Below are 24,226 nucleotides of genomic sequence, written 5' to 3'. Positions count from 1 at the left end.
ATTATCGGAATGACATTTCTCGATCAAAGAGAAAAAACAGTGAGAATGACTACGACCAAGAATTGGTTTTGGGGTACTTTTGGAAGTGCACTCGCTGCCCTGTCTTGTCATATTGGATTTTCAAAATTTCAAATGAGAATGAGCATCTGTTCAAAAATGAACGCATTGTGCAATGATGAAAAAGCGTTACAGGCAATGCTGAAAGACAAAACCTCAGCAGGCAATAAAGTCAATATGAAATTCCTGGCAGATTATATGACTTATAAACCAGACGTTGAACCTGAGGATTTTGATTGCTGTCCATTGCTTTTGACACAGCCGGAAAATGATCGTTGGACACCTGAATTTTTAAGTGATATCGTGCTTGATAAAATCAAAAAAGTATCCGTTAAAAAAGTAAAATTAAGAAACGGCAGCCATTATCCTGTTGAAGAGGAAGCACTCACAGATCTCCATCAATCTATTTTAGAATTTATAAATGAAAATATTTAATGGTTGAACGCTATGAACATTATTTTAATTACCGGAGCAGGATCCGGTATCGGTTATGAAACAGCAGTTTCTTTAAAAGCACAGGGACATAAAATATACGGCGGCATCCGCAGTCAGCAAGCAGCTGATAAACTGAGGCAAAACGGTATTATTCCAATAAAGCTTGATGTTACGAATGAAATAGAATGTAAGCAGGCGGTTGAATTCATAATTGAAAATGAAAAAAGATTGGATGTATTAATCAATAATGCGGGTTATGGTCTGTTTGGCGCTGTGGAGGATATAGAAATCAGTGAAGCAATGTATCAGCTTGATGTAAATTTATTTGGTATGGCACGATTAATTCAAATGGTACTGCCTTTTATGCGAGGCCAACAAGGCGGGAGAATTATAAATATATCTTCTGTCGGCGGCCGTGTAGTATCTTATATGGGGGCATGGTATCATGCGAGTAAATATGCTGTTGAAGCGTTTAGTGATGCATTGCGGATGGAGGTATCAGATTTCGGCATTGATGTTATCTTGATTGAACCGGGTGGAACAAAAACAAATTGGTGGGAAACGGCAGTCAAAAATATGAAACTCAGATCAACCGGTGGTGTTTATGAAAAAGCGGCTGAAAAAGCTGCTGATGGGATGATGAAATTATATAGCAGCACGCTGATGTCAAAACCGGCTGTAATTTCAAAAGCTATTGTGAAAGCTGTTCATGCTAAGAAACCCAAGGCACGATATATTGTTGGCTTTGGCAGCAGGTCACTTTTGTTCCTGCATTTCATATTGCCTGTAAGGTGGTATGATTGGCTGGCTAAACATTCAATATAGATAAAAATGGAACGGAATTCAGCGTATTCTTAAAAGAATAGAATAACGTAAACAGCCATAAAGATATTTCAAGTGATTGCCGCTAAGATAGGTACATACCTAACCACTTTAATCATGGCCATGGCATTGAACACCCATATCGGCACATACTATGGCTGAGGTGATTTAATGGCAGCAGCACATAAAGGGGCAATATCTTTCGGTTTGGTACATATTCCGATTCAGATGTATCGCACCACTCAGGATCATGACATTTCTTTTAATCAATTATGCAAGGATACGCATGAGCGGGTGCGTTATAAAAAATATTGCCCGAATTGTGAAAAAGAATTAAAATCAGCAGATATTGTAAAGGGATATCAGTATGAAAAGGATAAGTATGTTATCATGACTGATGATGAAATCGATGAATTAAAGGTAGAAAAGGACCGTACAATCAATATTCTTCATTTTACCAATCTGGAAAATGTCGATGATATTTATTATGAAAAAAACTATTACGCGATTCCTGAAAAGCATGCTGAAAAGGCATACGAGCTTTTATATGAAGCGATGCGCAAGCAGGGCGTGGTAGCAATTGCCAAGACAGTGATCGGTACCAAGGAAACATTGCTGGCGCTGTGTCCGCAAAGTGATGGTTTGTTGGTTAAGACTTTGTTTTATCAGGAAGAAATCGCTCCGCTGCCTAAGGATATTCTGCATCCTAAAATCAGCAAGGCAGAACTGAATATGGCAGAGAAGCTGATTCAATCGATGACCGCGCCCTATGAGCCGCAGCAGTATCATGATGAATTTCAGGAAAAGCTGAGAGCCGCGATAGAAGCGAAAATCAACGGCAGTCAGATCGTACAGGCAAGCAACGCTAAACCAGATAATGAAACACCGATTGATCTGATGGAAGCTCTCCAGCAGTCAATTGCCTCTATGGCGCCTAAGCGTAAGGTCGCTGCTAAAAGAAGGAGCGCGCATCATTAATGAATCCGTATGCTGATCACGGCATCAAGCCGATGCTGATAGGTAAGGAACAGCCTATTTTTGATGATCCTGATTTTATCTATGAATTAAAGTTTGATGGTGTACGCTGTATTGCCTATATTGAAAAAGATGGCGTAGAGCTTCGCAATAAACGGAATCTGCGCTTAAATGATAAATTTCCTGAGCTTAAGGATATTTATAAACAAGTCAAGCGTCCCTGCATATTAGATGGTGAGCTTTATATATATAAAGATGAGCGGACGGATTTCTTTGCGATACAGAAAAGAACTCTCACTTCCGACCGTTTTAAGATTCAGCTGACGGCTTCCCGGCAGCCGGCTGCCTTTACAGCCTTTGATGTGCTTTATGATCGGGAGCTCTGTTTAATGAAGAAACCATTGATGGAACGCAAAAAAATATTAGCTAAGCTGATTGATGAAACAGAACGCATCAATGTGTCACGCTATATTGAGGAACAAGGTACAGCCTTGTATGAGCTGACGGCTGACCGCCAGCTGGAAGGAGTCGTGGCAAAGCGCAAAAACAGTCTGTATTTTGAAGATAAGCGCACTCATGACTGGATCAAATGCAAGCATCTGCTGGATGATGATTATGTAATCTGCGGTTATATTCCAAAAGAAAAGGGCATCGTATCCTTAGTTCTGGCGCAGTATGATGCTGGTCAGTTAGTCTATTGCGGGCATGTGACGATGGGAGTCTCTTTAAATTATTTGATTGATCATACCAGTGCTTCTAAACAGTGTCCCTTCAATGAGATACCTAAGGGAAATGAGGAGGCAATATGGATCAGCCCCTATTTGGTAGGGACTGTGAAGTTTATGGAATATACCGAAACCGGAGGCTTACGGCAGCCGGTATTCAAGGGATTTCGTGAAGATAAAAAGCCTGAACAATGTCAGGCTAAAGCTAAATAATAATATTTAATATCTAAGCCGCCAGCCAGCGGCTTTTTCTTATATTTTTCTGAATGTAAGCTTACAAAACTTTTTCATAATTAAATCGGTTCTTAATGTGTTACTATATAGTTAAAACAGAGGTGAATGGAATGAAAAAGTCATATGTACTTATACCCGCGGCAGCGTTAGTCCTGTTTGCGGGTTATCAATATTGGCAGTCTGCAAACCGCATCATTTTTAAAATTAATGGTGAAGCGGCAGTCACAGCCGCAGGTGAAATGGAGTATCAGCCTGTGATGGATATTTCCGCGCAGGCGATCGGACTTAAGGCAGAACAGCATGGAAAAGACATCAGCGATCAGATTCAATCCACTGATTATGTGATTGATGAATTAAAAACCTATACATTGATTTATACTGCCGGGGATGCGCAGTTTCAGTATGAATTAAGTGTTTGTGACACTACCCCGCCGCTCATTGAGGGTTTGTCAGCCTATACATTAATGCAGGGGGAAGCATTTGACATCAGTATGCTGCAGCTTCAGGCAACCGATAATTTTGATGGGGATATTACTGATCAAATCAGTGTTGAGGGTGATGTAGATCCAACCGTGCCTAATGATTATGAGCTGATTTTTAAAGTCAGCGACAGCTCCGGCAATACCGCAGAATATCGATCTACGGTAAGCGTCGAAGCCTTGCCAATGGATGAGGAACCCGCAGATCAGAATCAGTCCGCATTAAATATCGTGAATGACCCTGATTCCATCACGGTGATGATTAATAAACAATATGCCCTGCCGGATGGCTGGGAGCCAAGTGATCTTGTTTCAATCGGCGGCAGTCATTATTTGCGTGCTGAGGCAGCTAATGCCTATCAGCAGCTGTATCAGGCAGCCCTTGACAGCGGCATCAGCTTTAATGTAGTCAGCTCATACCGCACTCAGGATTATCAGCGCAATCTTTATGACAGATATATGGCCAGTGATCCATATAATGCACCGTATTACAGTGCTTATCCGCGTACCAGTGAACATGAGCTGGGATTAGCTATCGACATCAGCTATGACTATGCCCTGCACAGTGATCTGGAATCGAGCGCGCTGGGTCAGTGGATGGCTGAGCATGCGCATGAGTATGGCTGGATCATGCGCTATCCTGCAGATAAAACAGCAAGCACCGGTTATTATTATGAGGCATGGCACTGGCGTTATGTAGGCATTGAGCTGGCTGATGCAATTCATAGCAGCGGACTAAGCATGGAGGAGTATCAATAATTATTGATATGTTTTGTTACATAGTGAATAAAGCGTTTGACGATCTCACTTTTCTCTTGATTTTTCATTACCGCCATACAAACCTTTCGTTCATAGGGGTGTTCAATCGGTATAAACACAATGTTTTTGAACTTGCGGATATTTAAGGAATCAGTCATGATTGCACATCCGACACCGGCTTTGACTAAGCTTAAGATGGCCTGATCTTCATTGGCTTCACTGACAATGGATGGTACGATATTTAATTCCGTAAAGATCGTAAGCAGAATGTGATGAATGGCTGATTCAGGTGAATGGGCTACATAGCGTTCATGACCTGCCTCAGCCATGGTGATTGATGACCTATTAGCTAATGGATGGTTTGGCAGACAGGCGAATACAAAACTCTGCTTGACGATCGGGGTAAAAGATATATCTTTTTCAAGGTCATCAGGCGTACAAAATACAACATCATATTCTTCGTTTTTTAAGCCGCGGATCAGCTCCTGAGAGACATTTTCTTTCAGTGAGAAGAACACCGGCTTTTTTTCTTGGCGGATAAAGCCTTCAATTAATTCAGGGATAAAGTCCATAGACAAGGAAGTAATAAAACCCAGATCAAGCTGAGCGCCATCTCCGGATAATTCCTTGCGCAGATATTCATTTCCTTTGCTGATCTCCTGCAGGGCAACCTTGACATATTCGTTATACTGTCTGCCCTGTTTGGTCAGTACAACATTGCGTCCCTGTTTCTTAAAAAGAAAAACATTCAGCTCACTCTCCAAGGCACTGATTGCTTTAGACAGGGTTGGCTGTGAAATATGCAGTTCCTCACTGGCGCGTGTATAATGCTGATGTTTTGCGAGTACAGTAAAATAATACAGCTGATTCAAATTCATAGTTAAATCCTCACTTATACCTTTATTGTAGTATAATCTATAACTTTTGGCTATGAATAATTGCGCATTAGTTTATTTATTATCATATTGAAACCGATAAAATATAGATTGACCAGGGAGGGTTCATGATGAAAAATAAGTTTATAACTAAAATGATGAAGCTGCTGAGTGCATGTGCCCTGGTATTTGCATTAGGTGCATGTTCCACTCAGCCGGCAGACAATGGCGATGCCTTGTATAAAGCAGGGACTTATACAGCTGTAGCCAACGGTAATAATGGCGAAGTCGAAGTCGCTGTTACGTTCAGTGATGATAAGATTGAAACCATTGAAGTAACAAAGCAAAAAGAAACGGAAGGCTTAGGTACAACCGCAATGGATACCTTATCCAAAGCAATTGTAGATGCTCAATCATTAGGTGTTGATACGATTGCCGGTGCTACCAATTCAAGCAATGCGCTGCTGAATGCCGTAAAGGATTGTGTGCAGCAGGCAGGCGGCGATGTTGAAGCGTTAATGAATGCGGTTATTAATAAGGGTGCCGGCGAAGAGGTAACCTTAAGCAGTGATTTAGTTGTTGTCGGCGGCGGTGCGGCTGGTATGAGTGCGGCGTTAAGAGCGAGAGAATTAGGCTTAAATGTTATTCTGCTTGAAAAGATGTCGTTTATGGGCGGCGCGATTTCAATCAGCGGCGGCAATCAGGTTGTATTTGGTTCAAAGCTGCAGAATGAAGCCGGTGTCAGTGATGACAGCGTTGAGAGTATGGTTGCGGATTTCATGGCTAATGGTGCGAATCTGAATGTGCCGGAATTGCTTCAGCTTTATGCGGAAAATGTCGGTGCTACAACTGATTGGCTGCATGAAAATCAAAATGTGGAATTTGATATGGAAGGCGGTCTGCATGTGCTTGCGGAATATTCACATGACCGTGAATTAGCGTATGCCGGCGGCGGCTCAGGTTTTGCGAAAACATATCGTGAACAAGTAGAAAACAGCGGTGCTGAGGTTTATCTGAATACACGCGCCACTGAGCTTATCGTTGATGAGTCTGGCAATGTTATCGGTGTAAAAGCGGAAGGCAGTGACGGTACTCACTATACCATTAATGCCCAGTCAGTAATTTTGGCTACCGGTGGTTATGGCAATAACAAGGACTTATTATCTGAAGAAATGCAGAGCGCTTTATATTATGGCCCGCAGTCATCAACAGGTGATGGTATCATCATGGCTACGGCAGAGAATGTCGGAGCGGCAACCCGTTTAATGGAATATGGCAAGCGTTATCCAAATGGTATTGAAGTAAGCGAAGGTATTGCGAAATCAACAATTGCCGGCAATATTGCGGCATTCAGCGAAGGTGCAATCCTGATTAACAGTGAAGGCAAGCGTGTGGTGAATGAAAAAGCCAGCAACCGTGAAATCTTAACAGTTGAGTTAGCTCAGCCTGAACAGATGCTTTATTTATTAATGGATGCTTCTACTTTTGAAACATTCAAGAGCAAGCTGGCAACTGGTGGTATTGCCGGTACTGACATTGAGACATGGCTGGCGGCTAATGGTTCATCAGCACCTGTTTTTGTGAAGGGTGACAGCTTGAGTGAACTGGCAAAAGTCATTGGTATGGACGCAGCAGTGCTTGAGAATACCGTATCCACATATAATGGTTATGTGGCTGCCGGCAATGATGAAGAATTTAATCGTCCGGCTCAGTACATGACACAGCCTTTGGCAGACGGCCCTTATTATCTTGTGGAACAGAAGCCTCGTTTCGCAACAACCATGGGCGGCTTAGTAGTCAATCCTTCACTTGAGGTATTAAATGCAGAAGGCAATGCTATCAGCGGTTTATATGCGGCTGGTGAGGTTGCCGGCGGTGTTATGGGTGATGACTCACCTTCCGGTGCTAATAATGGCTGGGCATTAACATCAGGCAAATTGGCAGCTGAAGCGGTTGCTAAGCAATTAGGTAAATAAAAGCAGATAAATAGACGCATTCAATGTGAGTGCGTCTTTTCTTTATCTTGAGTCATGGTTTAGACAAAATAGTATCGAAAATGTTAAATAATGAATTGAATAAGTGAAGAAAATCACGAGTACCTTTGTTAGATTATAACTATAAGATATTGTTAGGAGGTACAATATGAAGAAGTTAACGGGTTTATGTTTAGCATTCATGCTTGTGTTAAGTGCTTGTACTCCATCGAGTCAAGAAGCGCCTGCCAAGTTCAAAGCCGGCAGCTATTCAGGTTCCGCGAAAGGAATGAACGGCGATGTTGTATTGGAAGTAACTTTAAGTGAAGAAAAGATTGAAAGCATCACTGTAACTGAACAGCAGGAGACAGCGGGTCTTGGTGACGCGGCCATTGATCGGATGATTGAAAATATCATCAATTCACAATCAATTCAGGTTGAAACAGTCAGCGGTGCGACAGTATCAAGCAATGCGGTTTTGACAGCAGTTACCAATGCTTTAAGTGAAGCCGGTGTTGATGCCAGCACACTGGAGCCAAAAACAGAGGATAAGCAGACATCGGTTGAGGATGCCACAGCGGATATTGTCGTAATCGGCGGCGGCGGTGCCGGGCTAAGCGCGGCGATTGAAGCAGCGGATGCCGGTACGGAAAAGATCATCGTCTTAGAGAAAATGCTGAATACCGGCGGTACGACAGCCACTGCTCAGGGAATGATTGCCGGTTATGAAACAAAGGTTCAAAAAGCCAGCAAGGATGAGCCGATCACTTATGACGCGATGGTTGCGAATCTGATGAATAACGCGTTATGGAAACTTGATCCGGCTTTAACCAAAATCACGGTTGAATCAAGCGGACAAACAATTGACTGGCTGATCGATCGGGCGGAAGTTGAATTCCAGCCGGATGCATTAGTTGGTTACGGGCCTTTAAAAATGATGCATGTCGTTGATGGCTTCGGGCCAAGTCTGGTTGAACATCTGACATCCACCGCTGAAAAAGCCGGTGTAGAAATTCGCACTGAAAATAAAGCGGTTGAAATTTTAATGGATGAAAATCAAAACGTCAGCGGTGTAGTTGTTGAAACAGCTGATGGCACATATACGATCCATACCAAAGCGGTAATCCTTGCTACCGGCGGTTATTCTTATAATCCTGAACTGACAGCCCTGCTTGATCCTGAAAAAGCGGGTACCTTCGGTATCGGACATCCTTCTAATACAGGTGACGGTCTGATTATGGCAAGCAATGTCGGAGCAGCTTTGACACATACGAATCATCTTATGGCTGTATTAAAAGATTATGAAATTATGAAAGATTACAATGGTACAAGCAATAGTGCCAATATTTCTAAATTCATCGCTCAGGAAAATCTTGTGTTAGTCGGACAGGATGCCAAACGCTTTGTTGATGAAAAGAGCGGCGGTTATATGACACAATTATTGAATGAACCGATTTTTGATCAGATGCATAAAGAAGGCGCTGAATTTGTCTGGGCAATCAGTGATCAGGCAACAATTGATGCCGCTGAAATTAAGCGCGGTGAAAACCTGGCATTTATCACTGCTGATACCGCAGAAGAGCTTGCAGCTAAAATGAATCTTGATCCAGCTGTATTAAAAGAAACGATTGATAATTATAATGCTTATGCGGCAGCCGGTGCTGATCCTGAATTCAAGCGTACAGTTATGAAACCATTAGCTTCACCTTATGTTGCAGTTGCTGTTGTGCCATGCGAAATCATCACTTACGGCGGTGTCGCAAGAAACGAAAACAGTGAAGTCATCAGAGCTGATAACACGGTTATTAAGGGCTTGTATGCGGCGGGTGAAGTCAGTGCTAATTCTGCCTACATGGGCTTCACACTGTCTAACGCGGTTACTTGGGGACGAATCGCCGGTGAAAACGCGTCGGCATTTGTTAAAGAATAATACCTATTATAATTAATAAAAAGGAGCTGGCTCAAATGAGTTCAGCTCTTATTTAATGAGTGTTTGCTTTTTTCTGATACTGGCTGGGAGACATTCCCTCATGCTGGCGGAATACCCGCGCGAAATGCTGCTGCGATGAAAACCCAGTATCATGAGTAATCTGCTGGATCGTCATCACACCGCTTGACAGATAGCTTTTTGCCATTTCTAAACGCATCTGGATGATAAATTGACTCGGTGATTGGTTAATGACTTTGATGAATGATTTATATAAGTAATTCTCACTGATGCTGAACATTTCCGCAAGCTTTTTGACGCTTAAATCCTCACTGATATGATTCAAAATATACTTGATCGCTTCATTGACCAGAACGCTTTGATCGGTTAAACGATGGGTTGGGTGGATGATTTCAAAAGGTGTGCAGTTTTGATTGCGGATGATTTCGATACAGATTGTTTTAACCAGCATATTAATCAGCGCCCGTGAACCGATTTGATGCTTCTTGACCTCAGTCAGCGTATGCTGAAACAAGGCCAGCAAGCGGCCGTCACGGCAATGCTTTACCGGACTGCCCTGAATCAGCATCTGAATCAATTCATTCTGTAAAGCGATAGGCTCAATGTCAAAATGGATATAGAGGTATTCATAGCCTTCCTGTCCTTCATTTTTTGACTGATAGACTCCATATGGCTCTAAGATCATTAAATCATTTTCCCGACATTGAAAAATATTGCCTTGAATCATCGTCTGCGAACCGCCCTTCGTATAATAGATTAATTCAATATCTTTTATGGTATAGGTCGCCCGCTTTTCAATCTCACTGCTCCAGATTCCTACACTGTTTACACAGATGTTAAAGGTATTGAAAAAACGGCTGAGCGGATCATCGTTCAGAGGTGTGGTCTTACTGTTGGAATTTATAAGTTTCATTCGATCACCAATTTCATTATAATGGCTAAATAACTGATTGAAAAGAGTCATAAATGTTTTTAATCGTTTCAGAAACATTTATTGGCGGGGCTATTCATTAAATACTGAATTGTGTTATGATAAATATATAAAGAAAGAAGGGATTCAATGAGTCAGGTAACCGGTGTACTGGATAAAGAAAGAGAAACCAGCGCCATGAATGTCATTAAAAATGAGCGCTTAACTTATTTCCAGCAAGTGTTAGAATTAGCAAAAATCGGGGAAGATACGCTGGGGGATTTTTTAAAAACGGATGAATTAAAGAAGGCCATGGATGAGGGTATTATCTGTGACTTGTACGAGGGCAGTGCGCCTTTCCGTCCGCGTTATGTTTTAGTGGATTTTAAGAAATTATTTACAGATGGCTGTAAGTTTTTAGAACTGGAACCGCCAACGGATTTACAGGAGGCATGCAACTCACTGCTGATTATGTATAAGAATACACCAGCAGCCGGCAGCTATCCAGTATATTTGGGTGATGTAGATACGATGCTTGAGCCTTTTGTATTAAAGGAAGACCGTGAGAAAGCAAAACGTACATTAAAGCTGTTTTTGCTGCATATTGATAAAACGATTTCAGATTCTTTTGTTCATATGGATATTGGACCGAAGGAAACAGTTACCGGTAATCTGATCCTTGAACTAAGTGAAGAGATGCAGCTGGCAGTGCCGAATATCACTTTGAAATATGATCCGGAAGTTACACCAGCGGCTTATGCGGCTAAGGTGGCAAAATGCATGCTTAAGGTTTCCAAGCCTTCCTTCTGCAATCATCAGATGTGTGTGCAGGAATGGGGCGAGGATTACGGTGTAGCCAGCTGTCTGAATGTCTTGAAAATTGGCGGCGGCGGTTATACACTGAATCGTGTCAAACTGCATGAAATGAGTGAAAAAGCATCGAGTATCGATGAATTTATGAATGAGGTACTGCCATATTATATGAAGCTGCTGCTTGAATTTACTGACCGCAGGATTCGCTTCATCGTTGAAGAAGCCGCTTTCTTTAAATCCAATTATTTGGTTAAGGAAGGCTTTATCGACCGCGAGAAGTTCACCGGTATGATCGGTGTTGTAGGCGTGGCAGAGTGTGTCAACAAGCTGTTGGGTATCACCGATCCGAAACAGGGCTACGGCAATAATGCTGAAGCTGACGCTTTGGGTGTGAAAATCTGTGAGAAGCTGGAAGAAATCGTCATGGCGCATCCAGGCCTTTATTGTTCAAAGGTCGGCGGTCATTATGGATTGCATGCACAGGTAGGCATCAGCGATGATATGATGAGCAATACACCGGGTGCCCGTATTCCAATCGGCGCGGAACCAGAGCTTTTACAGCATGTGATGCATTCAACACATTATCATCAGTATTTCCCAACGGGTATCGGCGATATCTTTACCTTTGATGATACTTGGGAGCGTTCACCGGAAGCGATTGTGGATATCATTAAGGGTGCTTTTGCGAATGGCATGCGTTATTTCAGCGGCTATTCCAGTGACAGCGATGTTGTGCGCGTTACCGGCTATCTGGTTAAGAAGAGCGAGCTGGCGAAGCTTGATGCCGGTCAGCAAGTATTAAATGGTTCAACGGTACTCGGAAAAGGTCAGCGAGACGGCGCTAAGGCACTGAATCGGCGTGTTGAAACTGTCTGATTTAAAAATGATTTTGCATAGTTCTCTGCTTGGCAATAAGTGGGATTGTTAAGCGCATATAAATTAGATATTGCCTTTTGTTTCAATTTGTAGGGAGTGAAGATTTGAAAAAATTATTGTGCAGTTTGCTTATTCTGGTATTGGTTGGCGGTTGCATGTTGGAAAAGCGAAAAAATAATGATTTTCCGCGGTCAGCAGAATTAACGGAAGAAAGCGAACTAGGTAAGAACGAACAGTCATCATTAAAAGAAAACGATTTTAATGATGATGTCCATGAAAAAGATGAATGTGTTAAAAAATTAGATGAAACAAAAGAATATGTTTATATAAAAGAAAGCAAAGATACAATCACAGAAGAATTTGCAGATATGTCTGATGAAGTTTATGAAGAATTGGATAGGAATGATTTATTGCAATGGATGGCAATAAAAGTCATGCCAGATCCTAGATATGAACATCTGGTTTTAAACTTTGAAGGTGAAACAGCTAAACGGTTGAATGAGGAATTCACTAATCTGTATGAAGAACCAATCAAATCAAAAGAAGCAGTGTATATTGAATGGAAATGGACGATTAATCAAGATGTTTTAACTATAGTTAACAAATCGGGTGGCTTTTCATCCTTTGCATCACATACATGTTATCGGGTTTTCCATATTGATCTTCATACTGGTGAATTATTGACAAATGATGACTTGCTGAGCAGATTTAATGTTAATAAAGAATCTATTCAAGATAAAATTGATCAGTATGGAGAGGAGCATTTGTTTTATAAAGAACCTGAGCAAACTGAAGAAAGAGTTGAAGGTACACTTGGTATGATGGTATTACATGGAACAGAATATTACACGGTAAATAGTGAAATCTATAATACTATTTGTTATAGCTATTCTGATTCTTCAATATTAATTATCGATGAAGACAATCTTTACTTCGTTTTAGGTGTTAAAGAATTTTCTTTCAATGGAACTACTCGCTTTCATAAAGTTAAACTAACTTAGAATGATATGTATAATATATCAGAAATGTCATAATAATTGCATCTTTGTGCGTTTCTGGTATAGTTAAATTAATGAAGGCATTCAGAATAGTATGAGTTTCATCTGAATGATGGGGTAAGACTATGGAAAATCAAAAACGTTTAATCGTCACAAAAAAATGGACTTATCTGCTCTTGGCAACGATTCCATTGGGAATCATTAAGTTTATTTATGATTATACACAGTATTTTATCACTTCAAAAATAGGCTTTGCACAATTTGGATATGAGACTTTTGTTTCGATCCTTATCATTTTAATCGGCATTATCCTGTTTGTTAAAATGAATACTCGTTCGGCTTGGATGAATCCGGATTATCCTGATTAAATAACTTAAAAGCGCGGCTTCTAATATTAGAAACCGTGCTTTTTTACGCAATAATTTAACTGTTTTTCAAAGCCATTTGATCAAGCTCCGCAATTTTCGCAAGCTCACTCAACAAAATTTCCACAAACACGAAGTAAATAGCCTGTTCATCAATGAACTTGGCATAGCCCTTGGATACCGGCGGCAGATTGATCACATCTCTGCATTGACTGGCAAAGGGCAGGGCAGCCATCGTAACAAGCCCGATCGGACAGCCGTTGTCATTTAGATTGGCAATCCTCTCCTGATAATGTTTGCCGTTATCCTTAATAGTGAAAATCAGACAATAATCTTTTTCATTCATCATATTGATTGCATCATTCATCATTACGGTATCATTGATCGAATCTGAATCGATACCGATTTTAAGCATCCGCATCTGCAACTGCTGAGCGGCAAGTGATGTGCGGTTAATTGCCAATATCTTAACCCTTCGCGCATGACAGATCTGCTTTGCCATAGTTCTTACCTGCTCAATAGTGACAGTCTCATTGATTTGATGAATTGCTTGACAATAATAATTGGTAATCGACTGAATTGTTTGATCAGGTTCGGTTTTATCTTCTGGATTCGTATAGCTTGAACGAATTAAAAATCTGGATAACTCGTATTTTAATTCGGCATAACCATTATAGCCGAGTTTCTTTGCGAAACGAATCATTGCTGCTTTGGATGTACCGCAAGCTTCAACCGTCGTTTCAATTGGGGCGCGGGCAAAATCTTTGGGGTCATTTAGGACATAAGCGGCGATGATTTCTTCGGTTTTTGTAAAGCTGTCAAAATTATGCTGAATTAATTCTAAAGGATTCATAAGATCACCTCTGTACTGATTATATCATTATTTTCATGGTCAGGGAATGATTTTGAAATATATATCGGGATAAATTGAAATTTATTTTAAAATATATTTCAAAATAGTAAAATTATATTGAAATATATTTTAATGCGTGCTATACTACGCTTGTAAACGCTGCCATGGAACGTGATACATCAAATTAAAATTATAAGGAGAGGGAATTTATGGATAAATTCACTGCATTATTGGAAAAGGTTCTTGTACCTTTAGCCGATAAATTATCACAGAATAAATATCTAGGTGCTATTTCAACTGGCTTTTCTTATTTGCTGCCGATTACGATGATCGGTGCTATTTTTACCTTGCTTGCGAATCTTCAGATTGCTCCGTATCAGGCTTTTGTTACCGCGACGGGTTTAAAGACGATACTGGCATTTGCGCCAACGGTCACGACAGATATGCTGGCTGTTTATGCGGCTTATTTGATTGGTAAGGCATGTGCTGAAAAGCTTGGCTTGGAAAAAGACTCGACAATTATCGGCGCAATTACATTATTTGTTTTCTTATTAATGATTCCGCTTGGTGTTTCAGGCAAGGGAGCAGACAGCGGTGAGATCGTATCCATTGCGGCGGCTCTGCCTACCGGATATCTTGGTGCGGCTGGCTTATTCAGCGCGATGATTCTTGGCATGATCGTGCCGACAATTTATAATTTCTTTATTAAACATAACATTATTCTCAAGATGCCTGAACAGGTACCGCCGACGATTTCTAAATCATTCTCCGCATTGATTCCGGCTTTTGTGATTGCTTTTATCTTCTGTCTTGTTCGTTTTGGTTTCGCTCATACAAGCTTTGGCACGATGAATGATTTCATATATACGATGCTTAAGACACCGCTGTCACATTTATCCGCGAGTCCGCTGACTTTTATTATCTTCATTATCATGTGTTCACTCATGTGGTTCTTCGGTCTGCATGGCGGCATGATCGTTATGCCATTCTTATCCATGCTTTATACAACAGCAGGCTTAGAGAATCTGGAAGCTTATGCGGCAGGTACTGCTTTGCCTAACATCATCACAAAATCTTGCTGGTCAATGTATGCCTCTTTAGGCGGTGCCGGCGGTACATTAGGTCTTTGCTTCATCATGTTCTTCTTTGCGAAGTCAGCCCGCTATAAGACATTGGGCAAATTGGCACTGCCGTCAGGACTTTGCGGAATCAACGAACCAATCACCTTCGGTCTGCCGATGGTATTGAATACGATTATGATTATTCCATTGATCTTAACACCTATTATTACCTTTTTGATTGCTTACTTCAGTATGAATATCGGTTTAGTGCCATTCACAAACGGCGCTGAAATCCCATTGGGCACACCCGTGATTTTATCCGGTATCGTTGCATGCGGCTGGCAGGGCGCGGTTCTTCAGGTCGTGCTGATCCTTGTTCAGATTTGTATGTATCTGCCATTCTTCAAGATTCTTGATAAGCGTGCAGTGGCTGAAGAACAGGGAGAATAATCAATTGATTTAAAGTTATAAAGAGAGTCTTTATAACTTTTTGTCTTCATTTAGAAAGGATGAGATTATGACTAAAAAACCAAATATTATTTATTTTGTAGCGGATCAGATGCGCTGTGACGCACTGGCTCATATGGGCAATCCAGCTTCCATCACTCCTAATCTTGATGCTGTTTTAGAGGAGGGTGTTTCATTTAGAAACGCGTATTGTCAAAATCCGGTTTGTGTTCCGAGCCGCTGCAGCTTTTTGACTGGACTGTATCCGCATACGACGGGACATCGCACGATTCATTATCTGCAGAATATGGGCGAGCCTAATTTTCTTAGGACAATGAAGAATAACGGCTATGAGGTTATCTGGATTGGCCGCAATGATGTCGTGCCGGGTAATTATTCAAAGGAAGATTATTGTGACGCATATTATGATGGTGTTCATAAAGAGGATCGAAAAGCGGTAACGAAAACTAAATCATTCAATCATGGCTTTAAGCTTGATGGTGACGCGGATACCAGCGTACCTGGGTATTATTCTCATTACATTGGCAAGCTGAGTGAGGAACAGGCGCATCAGGGCGGTATGAGCGGCAGCGACTGGGGCTGTGTGGATGCGGCGCTTGATTATATTGAGCGCAAAAGCAAAGAAGAAGGTGCCAAGCCGTTCTTCCTTTATGTCACATTAGCTTTCCCGCATCCGCCTTATGGCTGCGAAGATCCATGGTACAGCAGCATTGACCGCACAAAATTACCGCCGAGAAGACCAAGTGTGTTAAGCTTAAAAGGAAAGCCGAGCATGCTTACCGGCATTGCTGAAAAACAAGATCTCGATGCTTGGGGTGAAGCGAACATGAATGAGCTGAGGGCTACCTATTTAGCTATGGTCTCACGCTTTGATTATCAGTTTGGCTTAGTGCGTGATAAATTAAAGGAATGTCAGCTCTATGATGATACAAGCATCTTTGTCTTCAGTGATCACGGTGATTATACTTGTGATTATTCCATAGCGGAAAAGGTTCAGAACTGCTTTGATGATCCGGTTGTGAATGTGCCGCTGATTGTTAAGCCGGCTGCTCAGTTCCCATGCAGGCCAAGGGTTACCAACGCGCTGGCAGAGCTTGTAGATCTTAGCGAAACAGTCTGTGATATGACCGGTGTGAAAACAGAATATGTTCAATTCGGCAAATCGCTGCTTGATGTATTAGCAGGCAGTGAAACGCATAAGGATGCGGTATTCAGCGAAGGCGGCCGCATTCACGGTGAAACATGGGCGATGGAAAAGGGACATGGCAAAGCGTCATTGTATTGGCCTCGGCTCTCCACACAGGAATCAGAGGGGCCTGAACATACTAAAGCGGTTATGATCCGCATGGGAAATTTGAAATATATTTATCGTCTTTATGAGGAAGATGAGCTTTATGACCTTGAAAAAGATCCGCAGGAGTTAGATAATAGAATTAATGATTCGGCTTATGGTGAAGCGGTACTTAAAATGAAATCAAGAATGCTTGATTTTATGGTTGAAACTGGTGATCTTGTACCGGATCGGAAAGACATACGATAAGGAGGGTATTATGCCATTTAGAAAAGATTTTTTATGGGGCGGTGCGACGGCCGCCAATCAATGTGAGGGTGGATATAATTTAGACGGCAGAGGCTTGGCAAATGTTGATGTTGTACCGCATGGTCCAGACCGCATGAAGGTAAGTGCCGGCAAGCTGAAAATGCTGGAACATCAGGAAGGCTATTATTATCCTGCCTGTGAAGCGATTGATATGTACCATCATTATAAGGAAGACATTGCGCTTTTTGGTGAAATGGGTTTTAAAACCTATCGTCTTTCTATCGCTTGGACACGGATTTTTCCTAAGGGTGATGAAGCTGAACCGAATGAAGCTGGCTTAAAATTCTATGAGGATCTGTTTAAGGAATGTCATAAATATGGCATTGAACCTTTGGTTACAATAACTCATTTTGACTGCCCGATCCATCTGATCAAGGAATACGGCGGCTGGAAGAACCGCAGGCTGATCGAATTTTATAAAAATTTAGTAACCGTTTTATTTACCCGCTATAAAGGCTTAGTTAAATACTGGCTGACTTTTAATGAAATTAATATGATTCTGCATATGCCGTTTATGGGTGCCGGCTTAGTATTTGAAGAGGGTGAAAATGAGGAACAGGCAAAATATCTGGCTGCTCATCATGAATTAGTTGCCAGCGCATGGGCTACCAAAATTGCGCATGAAATTGATCCGGAGAATAAAATAGGCTGTATGCTGGCAGCGGGTCTGACGTATCCATACAGCTGCTCTCCGGAGGATGTATTTGAGGCTCAGCGCAAGAACCGTGATAATTATTTCTTTATTGATGTGCAAAGCCGCGGTGAATATCCTGCCTATGCGCTGAAAGAATTTGAACGCAAGGGAATTGATGTCGGCATGAGTGAGGAAGACCGTCAGATTTTGAAAGCTCATACGGTTGACTTTATTTCATTCTCTTATTATTCAAGCCGCTGCATCAGCACTGATCCTGAAATTCTTGCAAAGGAAATGAGCGGCAATGCGTTTAAGGGTGTAAAGAATCCATATCTGAAGGCTTCTGAATGGGGCTGGCAGATTGACGCGCTAGGTCTTAGAACGACCATGAATGAGTTATATGACCGTTATCAGAAACCATTATTTATTGTGGAAAATGGATTAGGCGCCAAGGATGCTGTCGATGAAAATGGTTATGTCGAAGATGATTACCGCATTGATTATCTAAGAGCGCACATTCAGGCGATGAAAGATGCCGTAGAGCTGGATGGTGTAGAGCTTTGGGGATATACAAGCTGGGGACCGATTGACTTAGTCAGCGCTTCTACCGGCGAGATGTCAAAGCGCTATGGCTTCATCTATGTCGATAAGGATGACGCGGGCAGCGGCAGCTTAAAGCGTTCCAAGAAGAAGAGCTTTGACTGGTATAAGAAGGTTATCGCCACTAATGGCGAAGATTTAAAATAAAGAGGGAGAAACAACATGAAAAAAATTGTTTTGTTATGCGCGGCTGGTATGAGTACAAGTATGTTAGTTACCAGGATGAAGAAAGCGGCTGATGAAATCGCTTATGAATGTGATATTAATGCATATTCAATAGCGGAGGCCAAGGAAGTAGGCGCTGATGCCGATATCATTTTATTGGGGCCGCAGGTGCGTTTTAATTTGGCTAAGGTTAAGGAGCAATGTCCAAACTGCCCGGTTGAGGCAATTGACATGACAGCTTATGGCATGATGGATGGCGCTAAGGTTATCAAACGTGTCAAAGAAGTATTAGGTGAATAGCATGGAAGGAATTGAACTGATCAGCTTTCAGATCATCAGTGCGGTGGGTACTGCCCGTTCAATGTATATCGAAGCGATTCAGCTGGCCAAGGACGGTAAAATCAGTGAAGCGGAAGCGATGATGGAAGAAGGCCAAAAAGTCTTTGTGGAAGGTCATCACGCGCATGCCTCTTTAATCCAGAAAGAAGCAGCTGGCGAGAAAACCGAATTTGCATTATTGCTGATGCATGCGGAGGATCAGCTGATGAGTGCTGAAGCTTTTGGTATCTTGGCTCAGGAATTTATTGATATTTATAAAAAATTGAATTAATTATCATTGGATCAGGGTTATGTTCTGATCCTTTTTCTTTGGCTGATAAAATAACATGCAGCTCGCTTTTAATTATGGCTCTATCCCTTTCAATTGCCTCTCAAACATGGTAAAATTAATAATAATATTTATATCATTTCAGCATGTTTGGAGGGGATATGATGAAAGCTAAAAGGATAATATTAGCTATCTGTGTGCTTTTTAATACCTGTTTGGGTTTGGCTGCATCAGATATCCATGCTGAAGAAGATCAAGTCATAAAAGTGGGTTATCCAATTCAAGAGGGACTTACAGATATTGATGAGAATGGAAATTTAAGCGGTTATACTTATGAGTATATTCAGGAAATGGCTTTATATAATGGCTGGCAGGTTGAGTTTGTCCAAGCTGAGGGAAGTATTGATGAAAGCTTAATAACATTGATGGATATGCTTGAAAAAGGGGAAATCGATCTTATGGGCGGAATGTCATACAGCGCCGCTATGGATGATATCTATGATTATTCAAGCCGCAGCTATGGTATTGCTTATACAACCTTAGTCATATTAAATAATAAGACGTTTATTGTTGATTCGACTCAGATGCAGCATGTGCGGATAGCGGTGCATAAGAATGCGAACATGCGTTTGCGGGAGCTGAATGAGTTTTGTGAAATGAATCTGATTGAACCGGAGTATTTTTATTATGACAGCACTGAAGCAATGCTTAACGCTTTGACAAGCGGTGAAGCGGAGGCAATGCTGAGTACGAGCGCTGAGAAGGTAGACGGTGTGCGCACGGTAGCTAAATTTGCACCTAAGCCTTTTTATTTCATTACCACATCCGGCAATTCATCGCTGATACAGGAAATAAATCTGGCGCTGCAGAATATCGAACAGACCAATCCATATTTCATGTCAGAAATGGAGAGCAAATATTTTTCGCACGGCCATGATGAGCTGATTTTAAATGATGATGAATTAGCGTTTATTGAACAGGGAAACGTGTTTAAAGCCGGTGTGCTTACCAATCAGCCGCCTTTTCAATATGAAGCTAACGGTGAATTAAAGGGGATTGCTGTAGATGTGCTGAAGGCTATCGCGGAAAAAACGGGATTGAATATTGAGCTGATAGCAGTTTCAACACCAGGTCAGCTTGATCAAATGATGGCGGATAAGGAAATTGATATCTCACTTGCCATGACTTATGATTATGATCTTGCTGAGGAGCTGCGCATTCAGATGACCAATCCTTATCTTGAGGCTCAATATATCATGATGATGAATGATACGACCAATACAGATGATTTGCGGGATAAAACACTGGCGCTGACTAAAACGGTGGAATACAGCCGGATTGAGACTTCCTCCACTAAGTGGTATGACACGATTGAGGAATGTGTCAAAGCCGTGAATAATGGTGAAGCGGATTATATGTTTGGGGATAATTACATGGTTCAGTATTTTATCAATCAGCCGCAGTTCAGTAATGTCTATCTGATTCCGCAGACTTATGATTTGCGCCGAATCTGCTTTGGGGTAGTAAGACAGCCCAATCATCATTTGCTTAATATTATGAATAAGGCGGTCATGGCTTTTCCTGATGAAGAAATGCAGACAATTATTTTTCTGAATACAACCTATGACAATGATTATAATGTTAAGGATTTGATTAATAAATACCCGCTTACATTTATATTCTTGATTAGTTCTGTTTCGGCAGTGATTATTCTGGCGCTGGTATGGGGATTGCGGACTAAAATTAAAATGAGCAATAAGATTCAGCTTGATTTGAAGAAGCATCTTCAGGTCTATGAATTATCAAGTGATCATTTCTTTGAATATGATTATGCTTCAGATATTCTGATGATTTCCAGAAAAGGGGCTGGCGGCGAAAGTGTTGAAAGCTTTACGAAGCATGGGGAAATGAGTGAAACCGATGAACGAGGGCAATTTTATGAGCAGGTATTCTTCAAGCTTTTGAAAGAGGGAAAGGATACGAGCCATGATCTTCTGTGTCCGATGGAAAATGGTGATTTACATTGGTATCGATTTATTTTCAAGACGGTATGCGATGATTTAGGTAATCCGGCATATTGCATCGGTAAGATTAGTGATATTGATGATGAGAAAAAAGAAAAAGAGCGTTTGGAGAAACAGGCGCAGCTTGACAGTTTGACTGGTGTTTATAACGCGGCGGCATCACGGATGCAGATTATTGAGGATCTTAACCGGCTGGCAGCAGATCAACATGATGGTTTAATGCTGATTGATATTGATGATTTTAAGCATATCAATGACAGCTATGGGCATCTTAATGGCGATAAGGTCTTATGCAATCTTGCCCAGTTATTGAAGAATAATTTTGATGCTCAGCGCTGTCTGATCGGCCGTCCGGGCGGTGATGAATTTGTGGTTTATGTGCGTGATACAAATCGGGAAGAGCTTGGGCAGTTGTGTGAGAAGCTGCTGGCGTGTGTAGCTGATATGGTCAATGATGATGAAATTCATGTTTCAGTGAGTATCGGAGCGGCGATTGCCAGTGCCGGCGATCGGTTTGAGACTATCTACCAGCGTTCTGATGAGGCGATGTATAACTCAAAGCGCAACGGCAGAAATTGTTATGAAATTATCGGATAAGGAGTGTTATCATGCGGATTGGTGTAGTGTCAGACACCCATAATGTATTGCGGCCAGAGGTGATTGCGAGCCTGCGCGGCTGTGATTATATCCTGCATGCCGGTGATCTATGCTGTGAAGAGCTTCTAATGCAGCTCAAAGCGCTTGGCAAGGTTTGCACTGTGCGCGGCAATAATGATCTTGGCGCATGGGCCGCTGAACTCAAGGTGGTGGAAAGGCTGAAGCTAGACGGCCTGCAGATCGTGATGTGTCATGAGTATATTGATATGCCGGAAGCGTCAGAGGCAGATATCATCATTAACGGACATTCCCATCGCTATCGGTGTGAAAAAAAAGGCAGGCAATGGTTTTTGAATCCAGGCAGCTGCGGCAGGCGGCGGTTTAATTATCCATTAACGTGGATGATCTTGATTACCGATAAGGGTGAGCTGACGATTGAACGTCATGAAATTAAGGATATAGAAAAGAAACAGTAGCGGTAGCTGCTGTTTTTTTTGTGTTTGTTGCATGAAAAAGGCTGCTTTTATCAGTGTTTATCGTTAAAATTAAAAGATTTCAGCTTTTATGCGTTTCCTTTATGTTTCAATTGAAATGAATCATCACATCAGTTAAAATAAAAGCATAAGGGGTGGCGTATGAAATTAAGTATCATTGTAGCAGTCTATGATGCGGAAGCAACTTTAAGACGCTGTTTAGACAGCTGTCTCAATCAGACTTACCGTGATTTTGAAGTAATCATTGTTGATGACGGAAGTAAGGATGGCTCTTTGAAGATTATTGAAGAATATTGCAGGAGATACCCAAAATTATTTAAAAGCTTTCCACTAGAGGTAAACAGCGGTTCCGGCAAGGCCCGCAATATTGGCTTGAGTCATGTCAGCGGTGATTATTTTACTTTTTTAGATGATGACGACGTTGTTGTGCCTGATGGTTATGCGCAGATCATGGCGGCGGCCGAAGCGTCGAAGGCGGATATTTTGATGTTTGATGCCTATCAGGTTGCACCTGATGGCAGCCGCAGGCGTTATTATTCAGCGCTTGATTTCAGCAATGAAGGTGAAATCAGCCGGCAGCAGTATTTTATTGCTCTGCCTTTTCCTTGGAATAAAATCTATAAACGAAAATTTATCGATCTCGGCATGCGTTTCCCAGAAGGTATCTGGTATGCTTATTTGGCCTGCATACCGGCTTTGGCAGGGGCTGCGGATAAGATTGTCTATCTAAAGAAGCCATTGATTGAATATTATCAGACAGAAAATTCAATGACCCGCAATGATAAATTCAGGGTTAAATCATTGGATATTCTAAAAGCTATCACCATCTTAAATCAAAATAGTAATCAATCACTGTTTAAGATGGAATGTGAGTTTTTAGCTTATCAATATATTTTAAAAATCGGTGCTCCTTTCTTAAACGAGTATCGTCAGGATCAGTATCTTGATGAATTAGCGAATTATATGGCTAAATATTTCCCGCGCTGGCAGCAGAATATGTATGTCAAAAAAGAACGCTCTGAAGATGTGCGAAGGGCAAATTTATATTTTAAGAAGAAGTATAAGGTTATTCGCATGCGGGATAAAATCAGTGCCTTGCTGCATCGAAAACATCACGATTAAGGAGTTGATTTAATGATTGAAGCAACGAATGAGTTTGTGAATCTGACTGCTGAAAATATTGACAGTGAGCATTTATGCTGTATCATTCGTACAAAAAAGCAGCATCCAGGTGTTGAAGCTAAACGTCAATGGCTTAAAGAGCAGCTGCCTCAAGGTCATGTGTTTAGAAAATTAAATGCTAAGGCGACGGTATTTATCGAATATGCGCCGCTTGAAAAAGCATGGGTGCCGATTGTCGGTGATAATTATATTTATATTTATTGTCTATGGGTTTTAGGTGATGCGAAAGGCAAAGGCTATGGCAAAGCACTCATGGAATACTGCATTGAAGATGCCAAGGCGAATGGTAAGTCCGGTGTCTGTATGCTTGGTTCAGCAAAACAGAAAAGCTGGCTGTCTGATCAGTCATTTGCGAAAAAGTTTGGCTTTAAGCAGGTGGAGTGTACAGCGAATGGCTATGAGCTGCTTGCCCTCTCTTTTGACAGCACTCTTCCTCACTTTGCCGATCAGGCTAAGCAAATGCGGATTGATGATGATCAGTTATGTATTTATTATGACTGCCAGTGCCCTTATGTGTATCAAGTTTTACCCAATATCCAAGCATATTGTGAGGCAAACGCAGTTGAGTATAAGCTGATTCAGATTGAGTCGCTTTCACAGGCTAAAGCGCTGCCTTGTGTGTTTAATAACTTTGCGGTATTTTATAAGGGAAGGTTTGAAACAGTAAACCTGCTTGATAATAAGGCGTTAGAAAGAA

The 24,226-nt window shown here is 41.5% G+C and carries 22 protein-coding genes; 19 read left to right on the top strand and 3 right to left on the bottom strand.

The window, feature by feature from the left end; genetic code table 11:
- The 5 genes from DAHG_RS21415 to DAHG_RS20610 all read left to right on the top strand — a co-directional run.
- On the top strand, positions 1–492 hold a 492-nt coding region (locus DAHG_RS21415; protein ID WP_022938576.1), incomplete at its 5' end, for a hypothetical protein.
- A gap of 12 nt (positions 493–504) precedes the next feature.
- Complete coding sequence (locus DAHG_RS11860) at positions 505–1,317, top strand: oxidoreductase (protein WP_022938575.1); 813 nt, start codon at positions 505–507, stop codon at positions 1,315–1,317.
- 168 nt (positions 1,318–1,485) lie between these two features.
- Positions 1,486–2,292, top strand: a complete 807-nt coding sequence (ku, locus tag DAHG_RS11855; RefSeq protein ID WP_022938574.1) for a non-homologous end joining protein Ku — start codon at positions 1,486–1,488, stop codon at positions 2,290–2,292.
- On the top strand, positions 2,292–3,227 hold the full coding sequence (locus DAHG_RS11850) for an ATP-dependent DNA ligase (protein WP_022938573.1): 936 nt from the start codon (positions 2,292–2,294) through the stop codon (positions 3,225–3,227). Before ku ends, DAHG_RS11850 begins: the two co-directional genes overlap by 1 nt.
- A gap of 131 nt (positions 3,228–3,358) precedes the next feature.
- Positions 3,359–4,486 carry a D-alanyl-D-alanine carboxypeptidase family protein gene (locus DAHG_RS20610; protein ID WP_022938572.1) on the top strand — a complete coding sequence of 376 codons (1,128 nt, stop codon included), beginning with the start codon at positions 3,359–3,361 and terminating at the stop codon, positions 4,484–4,486.
- Here the strand turns inward: DAHG_RS20610 and DAHG_RS11840 are convergent.
- Complete coding sequence (locus DAHG_RS11840; RefSeq protein ID WP_022938571.1) at positions 4,480–5,364, bottom strand: LysR family transcriptional regulator; 885 nt, start codon at positions 5,362–5,364, stop codon at positions 4,480–4,482. The two genes, DAHG_RS20610 and DAHG_RS11840, sit on opposite strands and share 7 nt — an antisense overlap.
- 125 nt (positions 5,365–5,489) lie before the next feature.
- Here DAHG_RS11840 and DAHG_RS19540 point away from each other — a divergent pair, with 125 nt between their 5' ends.
- Entirely contained in the window at positions 5,490–7,337 is a 1,848-nt protein-coding gene (locus DAHG_RS19540) for an FAD-dependent oxidoreductase (protein WP_205408118.1), read from the top strand.
- 166 nt (positions 7,338–7,503) lie between these two features.
- Positions 7,504–9,264 (top strand): FAD-dependent oxidoreductase, encoded by a 1,761-nt coding sequence (locus DAHG_RS19535; protein ID WP_022938569.1) that lies wholly within the window; start codon positions 7,504–7,506, stop codon positions 9,262–9,264.
- A gap of 52 nt (positions 9,265–9,316) precedes the next feature.
- Here the strand turns inward: DAHG_RS19535 and DAHG_RS11825 are convergent, their stop codons facing one another.
- Positions 9,317–10,195, bottom strand: coding sequence for a helix-turn-helix transcriptional regulator (locus DAHG_RS11825; protein WP_022938568.1), 879 nt, complete (start codon positions 10,193–10,195; stop codon positions 9,317–9,319).
- Between the two features lie 147 nt (positions 10,196–10,342).
- Here DAHG_RS11825 and DAHG_RS11820 point away from each other — a divergent pair, with 147 nt between their 5' ends.
- The 3 genes from DAHG_RS11820 to DAHG_RS11810 all read left to right on the top strand — a co-directional run bounded on the left by DAHG_RS11820 (position 10,343) and on the right by DAHG_RS11810 (position 13,247).
- The gene (locus DAHG_RS11820; RefSeq protein ID WP_022938567.1) at positions 10,343–11,881 is read left to right on the top strand and encodes a YjjI family glycine radical enzyme; all 1,539 of its coding nucleotides are present in this window, start codon (positions 10,343–10,345) and stop codon (positions 11,879–11,881) included.
- A 104-nt stretch (positions 11,882–11,985) separates the two neighbouring features.
- On the top strand, positions 11,986–12,882 hold the full coding sequence (locus tag DAHG_RS11815; protein WP_022938566.1) for a hypothetical protein: 897 nt from the start codon (positions 11,986–11,988) through the stop codon (positions 12,880–12,882).
- Between the two features lie 122 nt (positions 12,883–13,004).
- Positions 13,005–13,247, top strand: coding sequence for a hypothetical protein (locus DAHG_RS11810; RefSeq protein ID WP_022938565.1), 243 nt, complete (start codon positions 13,005–13,007; stop codon positions 13,245–13,247).
- Between the two features lie 55 nt (positions 13,248–13,302).
- On the opposite strand, the gene DAHG_RS19530 is transcribed toward DAHG_RS11810, so the two are convergent.
- Positions 13,303–14,097, bottom strand: coding sequence for a MurR/RpiR family transcriptional regulator (locus tag DAHG_RS19530; protein ID WP_022938564.1), 795 nt, complete (start codon positions 14,095–14,097; stop codon positions 13,303–13,305).
- A 209-nt stretch (positions 14,098–14,306) separates the two neighbouring features.
- Between DAHG_RS19530 and DAHG_RS11800 the strand changes: the two genes are divergently transcribed.
- From DAHG_RS11800 to DAHG_RS19525, 9 genes are all read left to right on the top strand, one after another.
- Positions 14,307–15,608: a PTS sugar transporter subunit IIC gene (locus tag DAHG_RS11800; RefSeq protein ID WP_022938563.1), complete on the top strand. Its 1,302-nt coding sequence runs from the start codon at positions 14,307–14,309 to the stop codon at positions 15,606–15,608.
- 67 nt (positions 15,609–15,675) lie between these two features.
- Complete coding sequence (locus DAHG_RS11795; protein ID WP_022938562.1) at positions 15,676–17,166, top strand: sulfatase-like hydrolase/transferase; 1,491 nt, start codon at positions 15,676–15,678, stop codon at positions 17,164–17,166.
- Between the two features lie 10 nt (positions 17,167–17,176).
- On the top strand, positions 17,177–18,607 hold the full coding sequence (locus DAHG_RS11790) for a 6-phospho-beta-glucosidase (RefSeq protein WP_022938561.1): 1,431 nt from the start codon (positions 17,177–17,179) through the stop codon (positions 18,605–18,607).
- Between the two features lie 15 nt (positions 18,608–18,622).
- A complete protein-coding gene (locus DAHG_RS11785) occupies positions 18,623–18,925 on the top strand; it encodes a PTS sugar transporter subunit IIB (protein ID WP_022938560.1) in 303 nt (100 codons plus the stop codon).
- A 1-nt stretch (position 18,926) separates the two neighbouring features.
- The gene (locus DAHG_RS11780) at positions 18,927–19,235 is read left to right on the top strand and encodes a PTS lactose/cellobiose transporter subunit IIA (RefSeq protein ID WP_022938559.1); all 309 of its coding nucleotides are present in this window, start codon (positions 18,927–18,929) and stop codon (positions 19,233–19,235) included.
- Positions 19,236–19,393: 158 nt separating this feature from the next.
- Positions 19,394–21,853 (top strand): diguanylate cyclase domain-containing protein, encoded by a 2,460-nt coding sequence (locus DAHG_RS11775; RefSeq protein WP_161650527.1) that lies wholly within the window; start codon positions 19,394–19,396, stop codon positions 21,851–21,853.
- Between the two features lie 11 nt (positions 21,854–21,864).
- On the top strand, positions 21,865–22,329 hold the full coding sequence (locus DAHG_RS11770; protein ID WP_022938557.1) for a metallophosphoesterase family protein: 465 nt from the start codon (positions 21,865–21,867) through the stop codon (positions 22,327–22,329).
- A gap of 159 nt (positions 22,330–22,488) precedes the next feature.
- The gene (locus tag DAHG_RS11765) at positions 22,489–23,469 is read left to right on the top strand and encodes a glycosyltransferase family 2 protein (RefSeq protein ID WP_022938556.1); all 981 of its coding nucleotides are present in this window, start codon (positions 22,489–22,491) and stop codon (positions 23,467–23,469) included.
- A 12-nt stretch (positions 23,470–23,481) separates the two neighbouring features.
- Positions 23,482–24,226 (top strand): GNAT family N-acetyltransferase (locus DAHG_RS19525; protein WP_022938555.1); only part of this gene is annotated, 745 nt, incomplete at its 3' end.

The organism is Dielma fastidiosa (genome assembly GCF_000313565.1).
GTDB lineage: Bacteria > Bacillota_I > Bacilli_A > Erysipelotrichales > Erysipelotrichaceae > Dielma > Dielma fastidiosa.
Note: the sequence above shows the minus strand (reverse complement) of the source record. Positions and strands in the feature narration are given on the sequence as shown.